The organism is Streptomyces sp. SN-593 (assembly GCF_016756395.1).
GTDB classification, from domain to species: domain Bacteria; phylum Actinomycetota; class Actinomycetes; order Streptomycetales; family Streptomycetaceae; genus Actinacidiphila; species Actinacidiphila reveromycinica.
Genome location: NZ_AP018365.1, coordinates 1,602,322 through 1,622,500, shown reverse-complemented (window position 1 = coordinate 1,622,500; position 20,179 = coordinate 1,602,322). Strand labels below are relative to the sequence as shown.

Annotated in this window: 13 protein-coding genes, 1 pseudogene and 1 riboswitch; of the genes and pseudogenes, 3 read left to right on the top strand and 11 right to left on the bottom strand. The window is 75.9% G+C overall.

The window, feature by feature from the left end:
* Positions 1–56: 56 nt before the first annotated feature.
* A complete protein-coding gene (locus tag RVR_RS06875) occupies positions 57–3,236 on the top strand; it encodes an ABC transporter substrate-binding protein (protein ID WP_202232994.1) in 3,180 nt (1,059 codons plus the stop codon).
* On the opposite strand, the gene cobC is transcribed toward RVR_RS06875, so the two are convergent.
* The 11 genes and pseudogenes from cobC to RVR_RS06820 all read right to left on the bottom strand — a co-directional run bounded on the left by cobC (position 3,214) and on the right by RVR_RS06820 (position 17,876).
* The gene (cobC, locus tag RVR_RS06870) at positions 3,214–5,196 is read right to left on the bottom strand and encodes an Rv2231c family histidinol phosphate aminotransferase CobC (protein ID WP_237404608.1); all 1,983 of its coding nucleotides are present in this window, start codon (positions 5,194–5,196) and stop codon (positions 3,214–3,216) included. The two genes, RVR_RS06875 and cobC, sit on opposite strands and share 23 nt — an antisense overlap.
* A complete protein-coding gene (locus RVR_RS06865; RefSeq protein ID WP_202232993.1) occupies positions 5,193–6,749 on the bottom strand; it encodes a cobyrinic acid a,c-diamide synthase CobB in 1,557 nt (518 codons plus the stop codon). Before RVR_RS06865 ends, cobC begins: the two co-directional genes overlap by 4 nt.
* Positions 6,746–7,342, bottom strand: coding sequence for a cob(I)yrinic acid a,c-diamide adenosyltransferase (cobO, locus tag RVR_RS06860; RefSeq protein WP_202232992.1), 597 nt, complete (start codon positions 7,340–7,342; stop codon positions 6,746–6,748). The genes RVR_RS06865 and cobO overlap by 4 nt, the downstream gene beginning before the upstream one ends.
* The gene (locus RVR_RS06855) at positions 7,342–9,459 is read right to left on the bottom strand and encodes a putative cobaltochelatase (protein WP_202232991.1); all 2,118 of its coding nucleotides are present in this window, start codon (positions 9,457–9,459) and stop codon (positions 7,342–7,344) included. The genes cobO and RVR_RS06855 overlap by 1 nt, the downstream gene beginning before the upstream one ends.
* A gap of 98 nt (positions 9,460–9,557) precedes the next feature.
* Positions 9,558–11,063: a cobyric acid synthase gene (locus RVR_RS06850; protein WP_202232990.1), complete on the bottom strand. Its 1,506-nt coding sequence runs from the start codon at positions 11,061–11,063 to the stop codon at positions 9,558–9,560.
* A gap of 236 nt (positions 11,064–11,299) precedes the next feature.
* A pseudogene (locus RVR_RS06845) lies at positions 11,300–12,262 on the bottom strand (cobalamin biosynthesis protein); the annotation flags it as partial.
* Positions 12,263–12,373: 111 nt separating this feature from the next.
* A riboswitch (cobalamin riboswitch) is annotated at positions 12,374–12,504 on the bottom strand.
* A 219-nt stretch (positions 12,505–12,723) separates the two neighbouring features.
* Positions 12,724–13,824 carry an NsdA family TPR-like regulatory protein gene (locus RVR_RS06840; protein ID WP_488165665.1) on the bottom strand — a complete coding sequence of 367 codons (1,101 nt, stop codon included), beginning with the start codon at positions 13,822–13,824 and terminating at the stop codon, positions 12,724–12,726.
* Between the two features lie 89 nt (positions 13,825–13,913).
* Positions 13,914–14,357, bottom strand: coding sequence for a GNAT family N-acetyltransferase (locus RVR_RS06835; RefSeq protein WP_202232987.1), 444 nt, complete (start codon positions 14,355–14,357; stop codon positions 13,914–13,916).
* A gap of 276 nt (positions 14,358–14,633) precedes the next feature.
* Positions 14,634–14,846, bottom strand: a complete 213-nt coding sequence (locus RVR_RS06830; protein WP_202232986.1) for a hypothetical protein — start codon at positions 14,844–14,846, stop codon at positions 14,634–14,636.
* Positions 14,847–14,857: 11 nt separating this feature from the next.
* Entirely contained in the window at positions 14,858–16,285 is a 1,428-nt protein-coding gene (locus RVR_RS06825) for an inorganic phosphate transporter (protein WP_202232985.1), read from the bottom strand.
* Positions 16,286–16,487: 202 nt separating this feature from the next.
* Positions 16,488–17,876 carry an NAD(P)/FAD-dependent oxidoreductase gene (locus RVR_RS06820; protein ID WP_202232984.1) on the bottom strand — a complete coding sequence of 463 codons (1,389 nt, stop codon included), beginning with the start codon at positions 17,874–17,876 and terminating at the stop codon, positions 16,488–16,490.
* 170 nt (positions 17,877–18,046) lie between these two features.
* On the opposite strand from RVR_RS06820, the gene RVR_RS06815 reads away from it, so the two are divergent.
* Together RVR_RS06815 and RVR_RS06810 are read left to right on the top strand one after the other, a co-directional pair.
* A complete protein-coding gene (locus tag RVR_RS06815; RefSeq protein WP_202232983.1) occupies positions 18,047–18,697 on the top strand; it encodes a class II aldolase/adducin family protein in 651 nt (216 codons plus the stop codon).
* 317 nt (positions 18,698–19,014) lie between these two features.
* Positions 19,015–20,160, top strand: coding sequence for an alpha/beta hydrolase (locus RVR_RS06810; RefSeq protein WP_202232982.1), 1,146 nt, complete (start codon positions 19,015–19,017; stop codon positions 20,158–20,160).
* Positions 20,161–20,179 lie beyond the last annotated feature (19 nt).

Here is a 20,179-nt window from a genome sequence, read left to right as displayed (position 1 = left end):
CCTCGCCACGGGCACGACACGGGTGGGGCAACGGTGGGGCAACAGGGCGGGCGGGCATGAGCGACGGGCTTTTCGCGGGCAGATACGAACTCGCGGAGCTGCTCGGCTCCGGCGGGATGGCCCGGGTGCACCGTGCCCGGGACACCCGGATGGGCCGGATCGTGGCCATCAAGACCCTGATGCCGGAACTGGCGCTGGACCCCGACGCCCGCCGCAGGTTCGCCCGCGAGGCGCACGCGGCCGGCGCGCTGAACCACCCCGGCATCGTCACCGTCCACGACCAGGACGAGTACCGGGACGGCGACACCGTGGTGCCGTACCTCGTCATGGAGTACGTCCGCGGTGGCACGCTCTCCGAACTCGTGCGCGAGCAGGCCCCGTTCGAGCCCGAGCGGGCGGTGCGGATCGTCTGCGACATCCTCGACGCGCTCGCCCACGCGCACAGCCACGGCACCGTGCACCGCGACGTGAAGCCGGCCAACGTGATGGTCACCGAGGAAGGCGCGGTCAAGGTCGCCGACTTCGGCATCGCCCGCGTGCTGGACACCGACACCCGGCTGACCACCGCCGGCTCCTCGGTCGGCACCCCCAGCTACATGTCGCCCGAGCAGATCAACGGCCGTGACGTGGACGCCCGCAGCGACATCTACGCCGTCGGCTGCGTGCTCACCGAACTGCTCACCGGCAAGCCGCCGTTCCACGACGGCAGCGCGCTGAGCCTGATGTACTGGCACGTCCACTCCGCGCCGCCCGCGCCCTCCACCCGCAACCCGCGGGTGTCCGCGGAGCTCGACGCCCTGGTGATGGCCGCGCTCGCGAAGTCGCCCGACGACCGCCCCGCCGACGCCGGCGTCTACCGGGCGCGGCTGTGGGCCTGGCTGACCGCCGCCCGCTCCGCCACCCTGAGCGGGCCGGCCACGCTGCCCCCGAGCGACTTCGGTCTGGCGAAGCCCGCCCCGAGGCCGGCCGCCGCCCCCGCGCCCGGGTCCACCCCCGCGCCCGCGCCGGGGTCCGCGCCCGGCTCCGCGTCCGCCCGCCCGTCGGCCCAGCCGTCCCCGCCGGCGCCCCCCGCCGGCGCCGACCCGCGCGCCACCTTCGGAGTCGGCGGCGCCCTGCCCTCGCTCCCCGCCCAGGGCCCGCCCGCGCAGCCGATACCCGGGCCGTACCCGGCGGGCGCGGGTACCCCGGCGGGCGCCGGCACCCCGGCTGCCGCGCCGCTCGAACACCCCGCCTACTCCCGCAGCCCGCAGGTGCCGTTGCCCCCGCCGTACCAGCCGAGCACCCCGCCGCCGGTGAACAACGGAACCCCGCCGCTGCACCGGCCCGCCGTGCGGCAGGGCCCGCCGGCCGGCCCCGCCGCGGGCGTCGGCCTGCCGTCCGACACACCGCCCGCCCCCACACCCGGGTGGAGCGCGCGCCGCAAGGTCCTGACCGGGGTGGCCGGGCTCGCCGTCGCCGGCATCACCGTCTCGGTCGTCCTGGCCACCGGCGCCCTCGGCGGCGACAAGCCGGACCCGGGGCCCGACCCGCACCCGCCGACGTCCGCGCCGGTGGACCAGCAGGCCGCCCTCCAGCGCCACGGCGGCAAGGCGGGCACGGGGTTCAACGGCGGCAACAACGGCGTCGTGCGCCCGTCCACGCAGACCGGCGGCACCGTCCACCTGGCCACCTCGAACTTCCCCGACGCCCTGCTGGACCCGGCCGACACCTACGACCCCAGCGCCTGGAACATCCAGCGGCTGCTCTACCGCAGCCTGGTCAGCTACGCGCCCGCGCCCGGCGACAAGGGCCGCCAGTTGGTGCCGGACCTGGCCACCACCACCGGCGGCGTCAGTGACGACGGCCTGACCTGGACCTTCCACCTCAAGAAGGGCCTGCGCTTCCAGGACGGCTCGGCGATCACCTCCAAGGACGTCAAGTACGGCATCGAGCGCACCTTCGACCAGGACGTCCACCCCAGCGGCTCGACCTACCTGTCCGACCTCCTCGACGAGGGGCAGCACTACCCGGGCCCCTACGACGACAGCGACCCCGGCCGGATGGGGCTGAAGTCGGTCGCCACCCCCGACGACGGCACCGTCGTCTTCACGCTCGCCAAGCCCTACGCGGACTTCCCGTACATCCTCGCCATGGCCGACGGGGCCGTGGTGCCGCCGAGCGCCGACACCGGCGGCGGCAAGGACTACGAGGAGCACCCGGTGGCCAGCGGCCCGTACAAGGTGTCCGCGTACGTCCCCGGCAAGTCGCTCCAACTGGTGCGCAACACCGAGTGGAAGGCCAGCACCGACCAGGTGCGCTCCCAACTGCCCACCGGGTACCAGTTGAAGCTCTACGACTCGCAGCAGGCCGTCGAGCAGGCGGTGCTCGACGGCAGCGCCGACCTGGACTTCACCCAGTCGCTGCTCGACGACGACACCGAGACGAAGGTCATCAACGACCCGTCCAGGAAGGCCGACGCGGACCTCGCCTACACCGGCGCCACCCGCTATCTGAGCCTGAGCACCGACCAGGCGCCCTTCGACGACGTCCTGTGCCGCCGGGCCGTCGCCTACGCGGTGGACCGCGAGCAGGTGCAGGCCGCGCTCGGCGGGCAGTACGAAGGCGGCGACATCGCCACCACCATGCTGCCGCCCACCAACATCAGCCACGACCCCAAGGCCAACATGTACTCCTCCACCACCGGGGAGGCCGAGGAGCAGTACGCCAGGACCGAACTGACCGCGTGCGGAAAGCCGGACGGCTTCAGCACCACCCTGGTCGGTGTCGCGGGCGCGTCCAAGGGCCAGCAGGCCATGGAGGCGATCGCCACGGCGCTGGCGAAGGTCGGCATCAAGGTCACCGTCAAGACCATGGACGCCGGCGCGTTCTACGACACGCTGCTGTCGCCCACGAAGCTCAAGGCTGCCAAGTGGGGCATGGTGTACACCGGTTGGGTCGGCGACTACCCGACCGGGGGCGGCTTCCTGCGGCAACTCGTCGCCCCCGGCTCCGAGTCCAACTACGCGGCCCTCGACGACAGCACCCTCAACAGCATGATCGACCAGGCCGACACGCTCACCAGCCCGTCGGCGGCGAAGACGGCGTGGACCAAGATCGACGCCCAGGTGCTGTCCGACGCCGCGACGGTGCCGATCGTCTACGACCGCCACCTGGTCTACCGCGGGCCGCGGCTGACCAACGTCTACCAGCAGCAGGTGCTCGGCGAGATCGACCTCACCGCGCTGGGCGTGAAGTGAGCACGGCGCACAGCGCGTCGACGAACCCGTCGGTGGTGCGGCGGTCGCGCACCGCCACCCGCAGCCAGTCCGGTCCGAGGCCGGGGAAGGTGTCGCCGCGGCGCACCGCGTAGCCCGACTCCCGCAGTGCCGCGCGCACCCGGTCGGCGCCCGGGGTGCGCAGCAGCACGAAGGGCGCCGCGGGCGCGTCCCCGGCCACGTGGACCCCCGGCACCTCCCGCAGCCGCGCCAGCAGGTGGGCGCGGTCCGCGGCGACCTGCCGGGCCGCCCGCGCCGCCTCCTCGACCGCGCTCGCCGTCACGCACGCGCCGGCGGCCGCCAGCGCGGGCGAGGACACCGCCCACAGTGGTTGCGCGGCGGCCAGTTGGGCGATCAACTCCTCTGCCGCGAGCACGTAGCCGATCCGCAGGCCGGCCAGGCCCCACGTCTTGGTCAGGCTGCGCAGCACCACCAGGCCCGGCACCGTACCGGCGCCGCCCGCCGCTCCGGCCCCGCCGACCGCTCTGTCGGGGCCGACCGCTCCGGCCAGTGACTCCCGCTCGCCCGGGACCGCGTCCATGAACGCCTCGTCCACCACCAGGGTGCGCCCCGGGCGGGCCAACTCCCGGACCAGCGCGGCCGGGTGCAGGACCGACGTGGGGTTCGTCGGGTTGCCGAGCACCACCAGGTCCGCGTCCGCCGGCACCTTGCCCGGGTGCAGCCGGAACCCGTCGGACGCGTCCAGCAGCACCCGCTCGACCACGTGGCCCGCCGCCCGCAGCGCCGCCTCCGGCTCCGTGAACTGCGGGTGCACCACCACCGCGCGCCGGGGCCGCAGCACCCGGGCCAGCAGCACGAACGCCTCGGCCGCGCCGGCGGTCAGCAGCACCTCCGCGTCCGCCCGGCCGTGCCGCGCCGCGACCGCGTGCCGGGCCGCCCGCCCGTCCGGATACGCGGCCAGGCCGGACAGCGTCCCGCCGATCACCTCGACCAGCCAGCCCGGGGGCGTGCCCTGCCGTACGTTCACCGCCAGGTCGACCAGCCCGTCGCCCACCTCCGCGTCGCCGTGGTGCCGCAGGTCGTGGCCGTCGGGGTACACGTCGGGTGCTCCAGGGGGTGCGGGGCCGCGGTCGCGGAACGCGCCGGGGGCGGGGGAGGGGGTGGCGGCCAAGGGCCCGGCGGCAGCGCCCGACAGGGCGGCGGACGGGACAGCGGACGGGACGGCAGCGGACGGTACGGCTCGCCGCGGGCCGCGGACGGCGACCGCGACCGTGGCGTGCGCCGACTTCCGCTTGGTGAGGGCGAGTTCGGCGCCCGGGCCGGCCGCGAGCAGCGCCGCGGCCTCGGCGACCGACGGGGTGCCGAGCGTGCCGAGCGCCACCTCCGACGGTGTCGGGACCGCCACCCGCGCGAGGGTGTCCGGGGCGAAGGCGACCACCTCCACCCCGAGGCGTGCGGCGGCGCCGGCGATCGAGGGGGACCGCTCCTTCCCGGCGGCGGTGGCCAGCACCGCCACAAGGAGAGCGCCGTGCGAGGGGAGCCCGGAGCCGGAGGCGGGGACGTCCCTGCCGGTGCCGGCACCGGAGTCCGGGCCGTCCGGGCCGGTGGCAGTGGCGGCGGCCGGAACCGGGGGCGGTGCGACGCGCGGACGTGCCGCGCCCGGGTGGGCCGGTGACCGGTCCCGCGACTGCTCCTGCCGAAGCCCCGTGCCCGGGCCGGGCGTTGACGGCCCCCGCTGGTCGCCCCGCCGGTACGCCGGGTGCGGCAGGTCCCTCGACGGGTCCCGCGGGCCGCCGTCGCCCGCCGCGTCCGCGTCGTTCCCGGGCGCCGCGGGCGCGGGCACCGGCAGCGGTACCGGTTCGGGTGCCCGCGCCCACGCCAGCACCGCCACCTCCGTCAGTGCGGCCCGCACCAGCGCCAGGACCTCGGCAGCGTCCGCCGCGCGGCTCGCGCCCACGCCGACGTAGTAGGGCCCGCTCATCGCGGCGGACGCGCGGCGCAGGAGGCGACGAAGCGCCGGGCGAGGGCGGGTTCGGCGGCCCAGTGCGTGTGCAGGTAGGAGGCGTGCACGCGGTGGTGGACGAAGCCCTCGACGCGGCGCTCGGGGCGCACGAACCCCCACGCCGGGGCCGGGCCGGCGTCGGGTTCGACCCGGGTGCGGTGGAACTCGTGGCCGCGCACCCGCGTCCCGGCGGCGGCCAGCACGCTGTCGCCGACGGCCACCGCCTCGCGGTAGCCGAGCGTCAGCCGGGCGCCCATCCACGCCTTGGCGTCGAGCACCCCGCACATCGGGTGCCCGTCCAACTCCCTGACCAGGTACAGCAGTCCGGCGCACTCCGCGGCCACCGGCCCGGCGAAGCGCGCGACGTCGCGGCGCAGCGCGCCGTTCGCCGACAGTTCGGGCCCGTACATCTCGGGGAAGCCGCCGCCGATCACCACCCCGCGGGTACCGGGCGGCAGCGCCTCGTCGGTGAGCGGGTCGAAGCCGACGACGTCGGCGCCCGCGGCGCTCAGCAGCTCCTCGTGCTCGGGGTAGGCGAAGGTGAAGGCGGCGCCGCGGGCCACCGCGACCACGGGCCGGGCACCCGTGCGCCGCGGCCCGTCCCGGCCCGCCAGGTCGCCGTCCGCTCCGTCGCGGTCTGCCGGACCACCTGTCGCCGGACCGCCCCTCGCCGGGCCGTCCGCCGCCGGGCCGCCGGGGACGGTCGCCTCTCCAGCACCCGCCGCCACGCCGTCAGCCGACCCCGCCACCGCCGCGGCCGGATCCCACGCGGGGCCCGCCAGCGGGGGAGCGGTGCGCGCGAGCGCCAGCAGGGCGTCCAGGTCGCAGCCCGCGGCCACCCGGTCCGCCACCGCCCCGACCCACGCCACCGCCTCCGCGCGCCGCTCGGCCGCCGGCACCAGTCCGAGGTGCCGGGCCGGCACTGCGAGCACGTCGGAGCGGCCCAGCGCGCCCAGCACCGGGATGCCGACCTCCTCCAGGGCCGCGCGCAGGATCTCCTCGTGGCGCGCCGAACCGACCTTGTTGAGCACCACTCCGCCCATCCGCACCCCCGGGTCGAAGGAGGCGAAGCCGTGCACCAGCGCGGCCACCGACCGCGCCTGCGCGGAGGCGTCCACCACCAGCACGACGGGCGCGGACAGCACCTTGGCGACCTGCGCGGTCGAGGCCAGCTCACCGTGCCCGGTGGCACCGTCGAACAGGCCCATCACGCCCTCGACCACGGCGAGCGACGCCCCGGCCGCGCCGTGCAGGAACAGCGGCACCATGCGGTCCACCCCGCACAGGTACGGGTCGAGGTTGCGGCCGGGCCGGCCGGTGGCGAGCGCGTGGTAGCCCGGGTCGATGTAGTCCGGGCCGACCTTGTGCGGGGACACCGCGAGGCCGCGCGCGGCGAACGCGGCCATCAGCCCGGTGGCCACCGTCGTCTTGCCGCTGCGCGAGGCCGGCGCGGCGACCACGAACCTCGGGACCGCGGACCCCGGGACTGCGGACCCCGGGACCGCGGACTCCGTACGGGTCCCAGCACTCACCACTCGATCCCCCGTTGCCCCTTCTGCCCGCTGTCCATCGGGTGCTTGACCTTCCCCATCTCCGTCACCAGGTCCGCGTGGTCGAGGAGTTCGGCCGGCGCGTTGCGCCCGGTGACCACCACGTGCTGGGTGCCGGGGCGTTCCCGCAGCACCTCCACCACCTCCCGCACCGGTACCCATCCCCAGTGCATCGGGTACGCGAACTCGTCCAGGACGTACAGCCGGTAGGTCTCCGCCGCGAGGTCGCGCCTGACCTGCGCCCAGCCCTCCCGGGCCGCCTCCTCGCTGGAGGCGAGGTCGCGCTGCACCCAGGACCAGCCCTCGCCCATCTTGTGCCAGGCGACCGTGCCGCCCTCGCCGGAGGCACCCAGCACCTTCAGCGCCCGCTCCTCGCCGACCTTCCACTTCGCCGACTTGACGAACTGGAACACCCCTACCGGCCAGCCCTGGTTCCAGGCCCGCAGCGCCAGTCCGAACGCCGCCGTGGACTTCCCCTTGCCCGGACCGGTGTGCACGATCGTCAGCGGCCGGTTGCGGCGCTGGCGCGTGGTCAGCCCGTCGTCCGGCACCACACTCGGCTGTCCCTGCGGCATTACGCGGCCCTCCGTACGTCCTTGACCAGCGCGGACACCGTGTCGGCCCGCAGTTCCTCCAGCGTCACGGCGGCGGCGCCCAGGTCCCGGGCCAGCGCGCCCGCCAGGCCCAGCCGCACCGGGCCGGACTCGCAGTCCACTACCACGGACGCGACGCCGGACGCGGCCAGCAGCCGGGCCGCGCGCGCCGCCCGCGGCAGCGGCTCCACCCCGCCGGTGGCCCGCCCGTCGGTGACCACCACCAGCAGCGGCCGCCGGGAGGCGTCCCGCAGCCGCTCCACCCGCAGCACCTCGTGGGCCCGCAGCAGTCCCGCCGCCAGCGGGGTACGGCCCCCGGTCGGCAGTTTCTCCAGCCGGGCCGCGCCCGCGTCCACCGACGACGTCGGCGGCAGCGCCAGCTCCGCGCCCGTGCCCCGGAAGGTGACCAGGCCGACCTTGTCGCGCCGCTGGTAGGCGTCGAGCAGCAGCGACAGCACCGCGCCCTTCACCGCGCCCATCCGCCGCCGCGCGGCCATCGAGCCCGACGCGTCCACCACGAACAGCACGAGATTGCCCTCCCGGCCCTCCCGCGCCGCCTGCCGCAGGTCCGGCCGGCGCACCACGAGGCCGGTGCCGTCGCGCCCCCGCGCCCGCTGGTGGGGCGCCGCCGCGCGCAGCGTCGCCGTCAGGTGCAGCGCCGCCAGCCGGCCGTGCGGCAGCTCCGCCCCGGTCGTCCGCCCCTGCGCGGTGCGGGCCCGCGAGCGCCGGCCGGCGGCGCCCTCGCCCAGTCCGGGCACCGTCAGCGCCCGGGTCCGGTACGGCTCCCCGGCGGCGGACGGCGGCTGCTCGGCGCCCGCGGCGGGGGCCGCGCCGGGGCCCGTCCCCGGCTGCGCGCCCTCGCCGGGCGGCGGGGACGCGGACTGCGGGCCGGCGTCGGGCGCCGCGGAGCCGTCGCCGGGGTCCGACGCGGGGTCGCGCTGCGGCGGCACCCCGCCACCGCCGCCGGGCCCGTCGCCGCCGGGCCCACCGTCCGGACCGCCGCTCTCGGGGCCGCCGTCCGGGTCAGGGTCGGGCTCGGGGCCGTCGTCGGGTCCGGCGCCCTCCGCCTCGGCCTGTTCCGCCTCCTGCCGCGCCTGCTCCAGCGCCTGGTCCAGCTTCTCCTCGTCGAGGCCGGGCGCGTCGAAGGGGTTGCGCCGGCGGCGGTGCGGCAGCGCCAGCAGTGCCGCCTGCCGCACGTCGGCGGCCGTGACCCCGGTACGGCCGGCCCACGCCGCCAGCGCGGTCGCGGTGCGCGCCATCACGATGTCGGCGCGCATCCCGTCCACCTCGAAGGCCGCGCAGGTCGCCGCGATCTGCCGCAGCACCGTGTCCCCGAGCCGCACCGACGGCAGCAACTCCCGCGCGGCCGCGATACGTTCGCGCGCCTGCTGCTCCTGTGGCGCCCATCGTGCGGCGAACTGCTCCGGGTCGTCGTCGTAGGCCAGCCGGCGGCGCACCACCTCGACCCGCTCGTCGGTCTCGCGCGAGGCGGTGACCTCCACGGTCAGCCCGAACCGGTCGAGCAACTGCGGCCGCAGCTCGCCCTCTTCCGGGTTCATCGTGCCCACCAGCAGGAAGCGCGCCGCGTGCCGCACCGACACGCCCTCGCGCTCCACGTAGCTCGCCCCGGTGGCGGCGGCGTCCAGCAGCACGTCCACGAGGTGGTCGTTGAGCAGGTTGACCTCGTCGACGTAGAGCACGCCGCGGTGCGCCTCGGCCAGCAGCCCCGGCTCGAACGCCTTGACGCCCTCCGCGAGGGCGCGTTCGAAGTCCAGCGCGCCGACGAGCCGGTCCTCCGAGGCCCCCACCGGCAACTCGACCAGTTTCGTGGCGCGTTCGGCACCGTCCTGCGCCGGGTCGTGCGGCCCGTCCGGGCAGTGGGGGTCCGGCGCCGCCGGGTCGCAGCTGAACCGGCAGCCGGGGACCACCGTCACGTGCGGGAGCAGCGCGGCGACCGCGCGCACCGTCGTGGTCTTCGCCGTCCCCTTCTCGCCCCGCACCAGCACACCGCCCACCGCGGGCGAGACCGCGTTGAGCAGCAGTGCGAGCCGCAGGTCGTCCTGCCCGACGACGGCGGTGAAGGGGTAGGTGGTACTCATGCCAGGGTCGCTCCTTCGAGCGGAAGTCGTGACGGCGGGGCCTGCGGGTCCTGCGGTTCCCTGCCCGGGTCCTCCGGGGGCCGGGGGCGGCGGCGGTCTCACGGCGCCCCCGGCGGAAGGAACGGCAGTCCGGGCGGCGGGCCCTGCTCGACCAGCCGCAGCAGTGCCGCGGTGTCGGCGTGCTCCTCGACCAGGTCCGCCAGCCGCTCCAACTGGCCCTCCCGCAACGCCTCGAAGCGGGTGTCGGGGGCGGGGACGAACCGCCGCCCCGCGGCCGCGGCCACCTGCCGGAGGAACGCCCGCCGGAAGCCGTCGCTCTCCAGCGAACCGTGCCAGTGGGTGCCCCAGACCGCGCCGACCCGGCAGCCGTCGAGGAACGGCTCGTCGCCGCCCAGCAGTTCGGCCACCCCGTGGTGGATCTCGTAGCCGCGCACGTGCTCGCCGTACTGCGTGCCCTCCGGGCGGGCGAGCGTCTTCTCCCGGGCGAAGCGGACCCGTGCCGGCAGCAGCCCGAGCGCGGGGACGGCCCCGGCCCGCGACTCCACGTCGTCCTCGATGTGTTCGGCGAGGATCTGGAAGCCGCCGCAGACGCCCAGCACCGGGCGGCCCTGCGCGGCGCGCCGGCGGACCGCCTCGGCCAGGCCGCGCTCGCGCAGCCACTCCAGCGCGCGGACGGTACCGCGGGTGCCGGGCAGCACCACCAGGTCGGCGTCGGCGAGTTCGTCCGGGCGGTCCACGAACCGCACCACGACGCCGGGTTCGGCGGCGAGCGCGTCGAGGTCGGTGAAGTTCGACATCAGCGGCAGCGCGGCCACCGCGACCCGCAACACCTCCTCCCCGTACGGCGGTTCGACCGCGGACTCACGCACCGCGCCGCGCAGCGACACCCGCAGCCCGTCCTCCTCGTCGATCCCCAGGCCGTGGGCGAAGGGCAGCACGCCGAGGGTGGGACGGCCGGTCAGCCCGCGCAGCATGTCCAGGCCGGGCCGCAGCAGCGAGACGTCACCGCGGAACTTGTTCACCAGGTAGCCCGCGACCAGCCGCTGGTCCTCCGGCGCGAGCAGGGCCGTCGTGCCGTAGAACGACGCGAAGACGCCGCCGCGGTCGATGTCGCCCACCACCACGACCGGCAGGCCCGCGCTCCTGGCCACGGCCATGTTGACGATGTCGGTGCGGCGCAGGTTGATCTCGGCGGGGCTGCCGGCTCCCTCGCAGACCACGGCGTCGTGGGTGCGGCCCAACTCCTCCAGGCACTCCACCACGGTGCCGAGCAACTCGGCCTGCCGGCCGCCGTGGTAGCCGCGCGCGCTCAACTCGCCGACGGGCTTGCCGAGTACCACGACCTGGCTGCGGTGGTCGCCGCCGGGCTTGAGCAGCACCGGGTTCATCAGCGCCGAGGGCTCGACGCGGGCCGCCTGCGCCTGCATCGCCTGTGCCCGGCCGATCTCGGCGCCCTCGCGGGTCACGTACGAGTTGAGCGACATGTTCTGGCCCTTGAAGGGCGCCACCCGCAGGCCCTGGCGGGTCAGCCAGCGGCAGATCCCGGCGGTCACCACGCTCTTGCCGGTGTCGGACCCGGTCCCGGCGACCATCAGCCCCTTCATCGGGCACCCTCCGCGGTCGGAGCCGGTCCCGTGGCCCGCGCGACGGCCCGGACCCGATCCGCGGTCGGGGCCCGACCCGAGCCCGGCACTCGACCCGAGTTCGGTACTCGACCCGAGCCCGGCCCTCGACCCGAGCCCGGCACTCGACCCGAGCCCGGCACTCGACCCGAGCCCACGCCCCGACCCGCGACCGTGGTTCCGTCCGGGACCGTGGAGCGGCCCGTGACCGGAGCCGGTCCGGCGCCCCGCCCCGCCGCCGGCAGCCGTGCCCCGCGCGCCGCCGACAGCAGCACCGACGCGCCGAGTGCGAGCGCGCCCACCCGGCGGGAGAGCCGGATGGCGCGGCCGATGTCCGCCGGGCCCGGCGGACGGAACCCGGCACCCAGCACCGGACGGTGCTCGGTGCGGCCGCCGTACGCCAGGGTGCCGCCCAGCCGTATGCGCAGCGCTCCCGCGAACGCGGCCTCCACCGGACCGGCGTTGGGGGAGGGGTGGAGCGGCCCGTCGCGGCGCGCGGTGGCCAGCGCGCTGCGCGGGTACGGCCCGGCCAGCGCGGTGAGCGCGGCGGTCAACCGGGCCCCGGGGTAGCCGACCGCGTCGTCCAGCCGGGCGGCGGCCCACCCGAACCGCAGGTGGCGGGGGGAGCGGTGGCCGACCATGGCGTCCAGGGTGTTGGCGGCGCGGAAGCCGACCAGCCCGGGCACCCCGGCCAGCCCGCCCCACACGAGCGCGCCGACGACCGCGTCCGAGGTGTTCTCGGCGACCGACTCGACCACGGCGCGGGCGAGCGCGTCGGCGTCCAGCGCGGCCGGGTCCCGCCCGCACAGGTGCGGCAGCCGGGCCCGGGCCGCGGCCAGGTCGCCGGCCTCCAGCGCCGCGCCGATGGCGCGGGCCTCCCGGGCCAGCGAGGTGCCGCCGAGCACGGACCAGGTGGCCGCGGCGGTCAGCGCGGCGCGCAGCACCGGGCGGTCCCGGGCGGCGCGCTCGGCGAGGGCGGCCGCGGTGGCCGAGCCGCCCACGCACAGGGCGGCGTACGCCGCACCGGTGCCGCGGTGGTCGCGCCACATCAGCTTCTCCAGGGCTCCCGCGGCCCGCCCGAAGCCGGCCACCGGGTGGCCGCGGCGCGGATCGCCGATCAGGAGGTCGCCGAGGAAGCCGAGTGCGGCGCCGTAGGCGAAGGCGCGGTCGGCACGGCTCATGTCCGGGATATCCGGGGCTCGGCGCCCGAAGGGGCGGCTGCCGCGTGCGTGCGGGGCATCGCGAGGTCCTCACTCAGGGTCCGCGCCCTGGCTCGACGTGACCGGCGGTGAGAGTCTCCTGGCTCCCGGATCCACGCACTCCCGGGCCTTCCAGCCGGCGGGGCCGGCCGTGACCAACAGGGTCGGGAGTGCACTCCCCGGTGACAGTGGCGGGACCGCGTCGGATTCGCACCGACTTCCTCTCCTGCCGCCGTATGGCTCCCGGCAGTTCACCACGCCCGTGGAAACCCCGTCAACCACGCCTGCCTGCGGCTTTGCCCCGCCACCCCCAGGGTGGCCGGTCTCCGGCGTCATCGCCCCCCTGCGGGCGGCGGGTTGCCGGCGGTACCGTCGTCGTCCGGGCCATGGTGTCGTCGGACCGGTCGGCCGACGAGCGTCGGGACCGCAGCCGCCCAGAGGCCCTAGACGAAGGTCACCCGCAGTTGTCGGGCCAGGTCCGGGGCCGTGTCGGAGATCGTGTCGCAGAGGGCCACCGTCCGTTCCTGGATGAGTCCACCGCGGTACGCAGGTGGCAGTGCCTCCCATACTCCGGCGGCCTCTTCGGCGGCATGCGCCGTGTCTCCCTCGACGCTGAGACACGTCGCCTTGTCGATGTCCAACAGGGCTCGGGTCATCACGGAGGGCGTCCGTGTGAGGGCGACGGCGGCGTCCTGTTCGGCGTAGGCGTCCTTCGTGCTGCCCAGCAGGGTGAACGCCTGGGAGAGGTGGACGTGGTGCTTCTGCGGCGGGTAACCGAACCAGCTGTCGGCGGCCTGGGACCCGTCCAGCCGCCCAGCGATGGTACGAGCGTCGGCCACTCCGCGCAGGGCCCCCTGGCGGTCACCGTTCGCGGCAAGTGCCCGGGCGCTCACGGCGGCGGCGAGCGCCGCCGATGCGGAGGGGGTTCGCCCGGCTGCCACGCGAGCCTGGATCGCCAGGGCGGCGGCTGCTTCCGGAGCTCCGTAGTTGAGCGGCACCATCGCGTGGCGTGCGAGGGTCCAGGCGAGCATGTGACGGTCGCCGGACTCGCTGGCGGCCCGCTCGGCGGTGGCGAACCAGCGATGAGCTTCGCGCTGATCCCCGCGGTCATGCTGAATGATCGCCACCAAGCCGGTGATTCCGGCGGCCGTACGGGCGAGTTGCGTGCGGGTGGTTGCCGGGTGCGGGCGGTGGAGAACATCCCGGAGCAGGTCCACGTCGTCGCGCATCTGTCCGAGGACGGCGGTAGGGGGACGGCCTCGATAGCCGCCGCGATGGCGTTCGAACGCACCTTCCAGGTACGCGAGATCCCCCGCGTCCGAGCCGGTCAGGGCAGTGTCGATGCTCTGTCGCGCTTCGGCGATCCCGGACAGTGCTCCTGGTTCCGTTGCGGCAACCGCGAACACCCCGAGGAACTGTCGTCTGTCCACAGCCGTACCGTCCTCTCCGCCGGCGGCCGCAACTGTCAGGCTGCCGTCTTCAACGGTACGGGCCGCCGACGCCGGGTGGACAGCCGGAACCGGGAGGACGTCTGCGATCTGCACTCATGTGCTCGGCGAACGGGGGCTGGTGCCAGTCACAATCACCACCGGGCGCCATGCAGGGGGTAGCCCTGGCCATCGCGCGGACGAATCTACCGGGTGGTCCGGTAGAAGACCTTCCCGTCCTTCGGTTCGACTCCGAGTGCCTCGTAGAACGCGAGGGCGGACGGGTTGTCGGCGTCGGCGGTCCATTCGATCCTGGAGCAGCCTGATGCGGCGGCGACGTTGCGCACCTCGGACATGAGTGCGCGGCCGACGCCCCCGTGGCGGGCGTCGGGCCGTACGTACAGCTCCTTGAGATAGAGGGAGGTGTCCGCACCGGCGGCAGGCCAGAGAAAACTGTAGGACGCGAGCCCCAGCACGGTGTCACCGTCGCGGGCCACGAGGACGGTCGCGACCGGCCGGTCGGAGAAGAGCGCGTGGCGAATCTGCTCCGGATCGACCGGTACGGGCTCGCCGCCGTAGTACTTCTCGATCTCTCCGAGAAGGATCGACAGGCATTCCGCGTCCGCCTCGGTCGCAGGGCTGATCTGCATCGTGTGGCTACCTTCATCCCTCGGAGGACAGTGACAGGATCTCGCGAAGCGCTCTGACCTCCGCAACCGTGCGATTCTCCGGCACCTTACAGGCGACGTCACGAGCACGGGAGATGATCAAGGCGCTGCGGTGCTGGTCGGCCGGGATCGCCCGCGTGCCGAAGGGTCCCGCGCTTCCCTTGCCGCGACGGGGCGGGCCCCTGATCGGCGACGGACCGGCACGCAGGGGATCGCCCCGCCCATCCGGACTCGGGCGGGGCGATCCGGCGTGGGCGCCTAGCCCGCGATCAGGTGGATGCCGTAGGCGACCGCGGCGGCGCAGGCGGCGAAGCAGACGTACGCGCCGGTGCGGGTGAGGAGCGCGGCGCCGCCGCCCGTCTCGCGCCGGGACAGCCCGACGATGCCGAGTGTGAAGACGCCCACCAGGCCGACCGTGGCGAGGAGGGTGACCGCGAGGACCGTGCCGAGCGCGTGCCAGTCGATGCTCATGGGGTGCCCTTTCAGACCGTGGTGGCGGTGGAGGCGGGAGGGTGCGGGGCGACGGCGGGGACCGGTGGACCGGAGGGAGCGTCGGACCGGGGAGCGTGCAGCGGACCGGGGCCCGGACGGGTACCGGACACGGGTTCCGGCACGGGCGCCGGGACGGCGACGGTCACCGGCACGACCTGGACGGCCGGGACGGCGGGTGCGGAGGGCGCGGCGGGTGCGGCGCTCCCCTGAGCTCCCCGCGGTGCGGGCCCGGCTGCCGCAGAGGCGGCGGGGGCGGCGCTCCCGGCGGGCGCGGCCGCCGTGTCCGGCGCCGTCTCCGCCGGTGCCACCGCGCCCGCGTCCTCGTTGACGTTCGCGTGCGTGACCGGCTTGCGGCGGGCCGCCGTACGGACCGCGACGCACACCGCGAGGCCGATCACGCCGACCGTGGTGACACCCCAGGTGCCGCGGTCGGCGAGGTAGGCCGCGCCGCCCGCGACCAGCCCGGCCGCGGGCAGGGTCAGCGCCCAGGCGGCGACCATGCGGCCGGCGGTGCCCCAGTGCACCACCGCGCCGCGGCGTCCGAGCCCGGCACCCAGCACCGAACCGGAGCAGACCTGCGTGGTGGACAGCGCGAAGCCGAGGTGGGAGGAGGCGAGGATGGTCGCCGCGGCGCCGGTCTGGGCGGCGAAGCCCTGCTGCGGCTGGATGTCGGTGATGCCGCGGCCGACGGTCCGGATGATCCGCCAGCCGCCGATGTACGTGCCGAGCGCGATGGCGGTGCCGGCCGTGCAGATGACCCACAGCGGCGGGTTGGAGCCGGGGGCGAGCGAGCCGCCGGCGATGAGCGCGAGGGTGATGACGCCCATCGTCTTCTGGGCGTCGTTGGTGCCGTGCGCGAGCGAGACGAGCCCGGCGGAGGCGATCTGCCCGGCCCGGTAGCCGCGCGAGGTGGCCGCCGGGTCGGCGTCGCGGCCGAGCCGGTAGGTGAGCCGGGTGGCGAGCATCGAGGCGAGTCCGGCCACGACGGGCGCGGCCACCGCCGGGATGATCACCTTGGTGACGACCGCGTCCCCGTTGACGCCGTGGGCGCCGACCGAGACGAGGGTGGCGCCGATCAGTCCGCCGAAGAGCGCGTGCGAGGAGCTGGAGGGGAGCCCGGCCAGCCAGGTCACCAGGTTCCACACGATCGCGCCGACCAGGGCGGCGAAGATCATCGCGGGTCTGATTCCGGCCGACTCGTCGATGATCCCGCCGGAGATCGTCTTGGCGACCTCCACCGACAGGAAGGCGCCGACCAGGTTGAGTACGGCTGACATCCCCACCGCGACGCGGGGCCCGAGCGCCCCCGTCGAGATGGTGGTGGCCATGGCGTTGGCGGTGTCGTGGAAGCCGTTGGTGAAGTCGAAGACGAGAGCGGTGGCGATCACGAGTCCGATCAGGAGCGTGATGTGTTCCATGGGCCCAGCAATCGTTCGGTCGGGCAGAGGCGAGGCGAACGTACGGATCATTGATGAACGGAAGGTGAACTCACGGCGGACTCGGAGTGCCAACATGAATCATCGGTGAACGCCGGGGGATCGGGAAGAGGTCGGACGCAGATGCGCCCGGTTTCGCCCCGCCTTGTTGGATGATCGCCCATCAGGGCGAAACGAGCGGCGATCAGTGCCCCGACAGCCGGTCCGCCCAGCGCGCCACCGGGTCCGTGGCGGCGCCGCGCCCGCGCGCCTCCCGCCGGTCCGCGCCGCGGTAGGCCGCGTAGATCCCGCGCACGGCCGCCCACCGGATCGGCTCGGGCTCCCAGCGCCGCACCCGGTGCCCCACCCACGGCAGCGCGGTCAGCGCGGTGGGACCGCCCTGCCCGGAGTCCAGCAGCACCAGGTCCCGCAGGGTGCGCGCGGCCAGGTTCGACGTCGCCACGCCGCTGCCGACGTACCCGCCCGCCCATCCGGTCCCGGTGCCGTGGTCCAGGTGCACGCTCGCGCACCAGTCCCGCGGCACCCCCAGCACGCCCGACCAGGCGTGCTCCACCCCGGCCCCGGCCGCCGCGGGGAACATCCGGACCAGGACCTCGCGCAGCGCGGCGACCGTCGCCGGCGAGGTGCTGCCGTCGGAGTCGGTCCGCGACCCGAAGCGGTAGGGCACCCCGCGCCCGCCCAGCGCGATCCGGCCGTCGGCGGTGCGCTGCGCGTAGACGTACGCGTGGGCCATGTCGCCCAGCACCTCGCGGCCCTCCCAGCCGATCTCCGCCCACACCGGCTCGGGAAGGGGCTCGGTCGCGATCATGGAGGAGTTCATCGGCAGCCAGGTCCGGCGCTGGCCGTGCAGCCCGGCGGTGAAGCCCTCGGTGCAGCGCAGCACGTACGGCGCCCGGACGGTGCCGCCCGCGGTCTCCGCCCGGCCGGGCCGGATCGCGGTCACGGGGGTGCCCTCGTGGACGGTCACGCCCAGCCGTTCCACCACGGCGGCCAGCCCGCGCACCAGCTTCGCCGGGTGCACCCGCGCGCCGTGCGGGGTCCAGGTCCCGCCGACCGCGCCGGCCACCCGCACCCGGTCGGCGGTCCGCGCCGCGTCCAGCAGCAGCCGGTCCTCCTCGCCGAACGAGACCTCGGCCGCGTGGTACGCCTCCAGCCGGGCCGACTGGGCGGGGGAGTACGCCACTTCGAGCACCCCGCCGTGGTGGATGTCGGCCTCGATGCCCTCCTGGCCGGCGACCCGCACCACCTCGCCGACGGTGTCGTTCATCTCCTGCTGGAGCGCCAGCGCGGCCCGGTGGCCGTGCAGCGCCGCGTAGCGGTCCCGGCCCGCGACCCCGTTGTAGAGCCAGCCGCCGTTGCGGCCGGAGGCGCCGTACCCGCAGAACCGCGCCTCCAGCACGGTGATCCGCAGCGAGGGCGCGGCCCGCTTGAGGTAGTACGCCGTCCACAGCCCGGTGTAGCCGCCGCCCACGATCACCACGTCGGCGTCCTCGGAGCCGGGCAGGGGCCGGCGCGGCAGGGGGACCCCGGTGTCCGCGTACCAGAACGAGATGCCGCCGTTGACCGTGCCCATGATGCTTCCCGCGATTCCGTGGTTCCGTGTCTGCTCACGCGTGCCCGGCCCGCCACCCGGGCACGCCGTGGGTGGTGTGGGGACGCTACTGCCGGTCCGGGGGGCTCGGCAACGGTCCCGCGGCACTCACGGAACGTCACCCGCGGCACCGACGGCAGCAAGGGGTTCCCGTGCACGACGCAGAACAGCAGACCTGGTCCGACGTGGTCGACGCCGCCCGCCGCACCGTCGCGGACGGCCTGGTGGTCGGCACCTCCGGCAACGTCTCCGCCCTCGTCGGCGACGACCTGGTGCTCGTGACCCCGACCGGGGTGCCCTACCACCGGCTCGGACCGGACGACGTGGTCGGGATCGACCTCGGCACCGGCCGGCAGGTGCGCGGGACGCTGCGGCCGACCAGCGAACTCCCGCTCCACCTGGCGGTCTACCGCGGCACCTCCGCGCGGGCGGTCGTGCACACCCACGCACCGCACGCCACCGCGGTCTCCACGCTGGTCGCCGAACTGCCCGCGGTCCACTACATGACCGCCGAACTGGGCGGCCCGGTGCGCGTCGCCGACTACGCGCTGTACGGCACGCCCGAACTCGCCGACGCCGTCCTGCACGCCCTGCGCGACGGCCGCAGCGCCTGCCTGCTGCGCAACCACGGCATGATCAGCCTCGGCGACACCCTGGAGCGCGCGTACGACCGCGGGGCGCAACTGGAGTGGATGTGCCGGGTGTGGCTGCTGGCCACCTCCACCGGTTCCACCCCGGCGACCCTTTCCGCAGCCGAACTGGCGGCGGCCGCCGGCAAGTTCACGGGTTACGGGCAGCCCTGAGCCCCGGCGCCCCGTGCTGGTCCCGCCTCGCCGGCCCCGTGCCCGTCCCGCCCCGTCGCCCCCGTGCCCGTCCCGCGCCCCCGTGCCCGCCCCGCCTCCTCGGGCTCGGGGGAACGCCCTTGGAGGCAGCCGCACCCGCCCGGGGGCGCGGGGCCCGGCGCGGCGGGCCACGGCGGACCGCGAGATCCCGGCGGCCGCAGGACGGGGAACCCCGGCGGGAGCCCCCGCCGGGCGGTGGTCCCGGAGCCGGAACCGCCTGGACGGCCCCGGGGAGGCCCGGTGGCGCAGGAACGGCCGGACCTCCAGACTGGGGGGCGATGCGCCTTCGACACGCGGTGGCCGCGGCGGCCACGACGGTGGTGGGTGCCGGCGTGGCCGCACTGGCGGCGGGCCGGTACGGGTCCCGCTTCGCCCTCGACCCTGCGGTCGCCGGGCCGGCCCCCTCGGGGCTGGTCACGGTGCACAGCGTGACCCCGCACCAGGTGGTGCTGACCCGTACCCCGGAGTCCGAGCGCCCCGGCGTGTACGGCCTGACCGGCGCGGGCGTGCACGCCACCGTCGGGCCGGTCGTCGCGACCGGCGACGGCGGGAACTCCGTCACGCGCACCCTCACCCAGGTGGACAAGGGCACGCTGGACGCGGGCGCGTTCGTCCGGATGACCCCGCAGGCGTACGCCGGCGACCCGCGCACCGCGCGCGACCTGGACTTCCACGAGACGAGGGTGCCCGGGGAGCTGGGCCCGCTGCCGGCCTGGTACCTGCCCGGCGCCCGCTCCACCTGGGTCATCGCGGTGCACGGCGTGGGCGCCACCCGCGAGCAGGCGCTCCCGGTGCTGCCGGCCCTGCACCGCTTCCGACTGCCGGTCCTGGTGCCGTCCTACCGCAACGACCCGGGCGCCCCCGCGTCCCCGGACGGCATCGGCCACCTCGGCGCCACCGAGTGGCACGACCTGGACGCGGCGATGCGCCACGCGGTGGAACAGGGCGCCACCGCCCTCGTGCTGTACGGCTGGTCGACCGGCGCCGCGATGGCACTGCGCGCCCTGCACCGCTCGCCGACGGCCTCGAAGGTCATCGGCCTGGTCCTCGACTCCCCGGTCCTCGACTGGCGCGCCACCGTCGCCGCCGCCGTCCACTCGCGCGGCCTGCCCGGCGCGCTGACCCCGCTCGCCGTGCGTGCCGCGCTCGGCCGCACCGCCGCGCACGGCACGCGCCCGCCGGGTGCGGCATCCGGAGCGGACCCGGAACCGGACGTGCCGGCCCGGCTCGACGTGCCGACCCTGATCCTGCACGGCCCGGACGACGCCTTCGCGCCCTGGTCCGCCTCCCGCGCGCTGGCCGACCGGAACCCCGCGAAGGCGTCCCTCCACCCGGTCCCCGGCGCCGCCCACACCGCGATGTGGAACGCCGACCCTGAGGACTACGAGGAGACGCTGCGCCGTTTCCTCACCCCGCTCATGTGAGCGCGTTCACAGTCGGGTT

Bases quoted from the DNA above. Each gene is read 5' to 3' on its own strand.
- RVR_RS06875 (WP_202232994.1), top strand. From the start codon at position 57: ATGAGCGACGGGCTTTTCGCGGGCAGATACGAACTCGCGGAGCTGCTC.
- cobC (WP_237404608.1), bottom strand. From the start codon at position 5,196: ATGAGCGGGCCCTACTACGTCGGCGTGGGCGCGAGCCGCGCGGCGGAC.
- cobO (WP_202232992.1), bottom strand. From the start codon at position 7,342: ATGCCGCAGGGACAGCCGAGTGTGGTGCCGGACGACGGGCTGACCACG.
- RVR_RS06855 (WP_202232991.1), bottom strand. From the start codon at position 9,459: ATGAGTACCACCTACCCCTTCACCGCCGTCGTCGGGCAGGACGACCTG.
- RVR_RS06850 (WP_202232990.1), bottom strand. From the start codon at position 11,063: ATGAAGGGGCTGATGGTCGCCGGGACCGGGTCCGACACCGGCAAGAGC.
- RVR_RS06835 (WP_202232987.1), bottom strand. From the start codon at position 14,357: ATGCAGATCAGCCCTGCGACCGAGGCGGACGCGGAATGCCTGTCGATC.
- RVR_RS06830 (WP_202232986.1), bottom strand. From the start codon at position 14,846: ATGAGCATCGACTGGCACGCGCTCGGCACGGTCCTCGCGGTCACCCTC.
- RVR_RS06825 (WP_202232985.1), bottom strand. From the start codon at position 16,285: ATGGAACACATCACGCTCCTGATCGGACTCGTGATCGCCACCGCTCTC.
- RVR_RS06820 (WP_202232984.1), bottom strand. From the start codon at position 17,876: ATGGGCACGGTCAACGGCGGCATCTCGTTCTGGTACGCGGACACCGGG.
- RVR_RS06810 (WP_202232982.1), top strand. From the start codon at position 19,015: ATGCGCCTTCGACACGCGGTGGCCGCGGCGGCCACGACGGTGGTGGGT.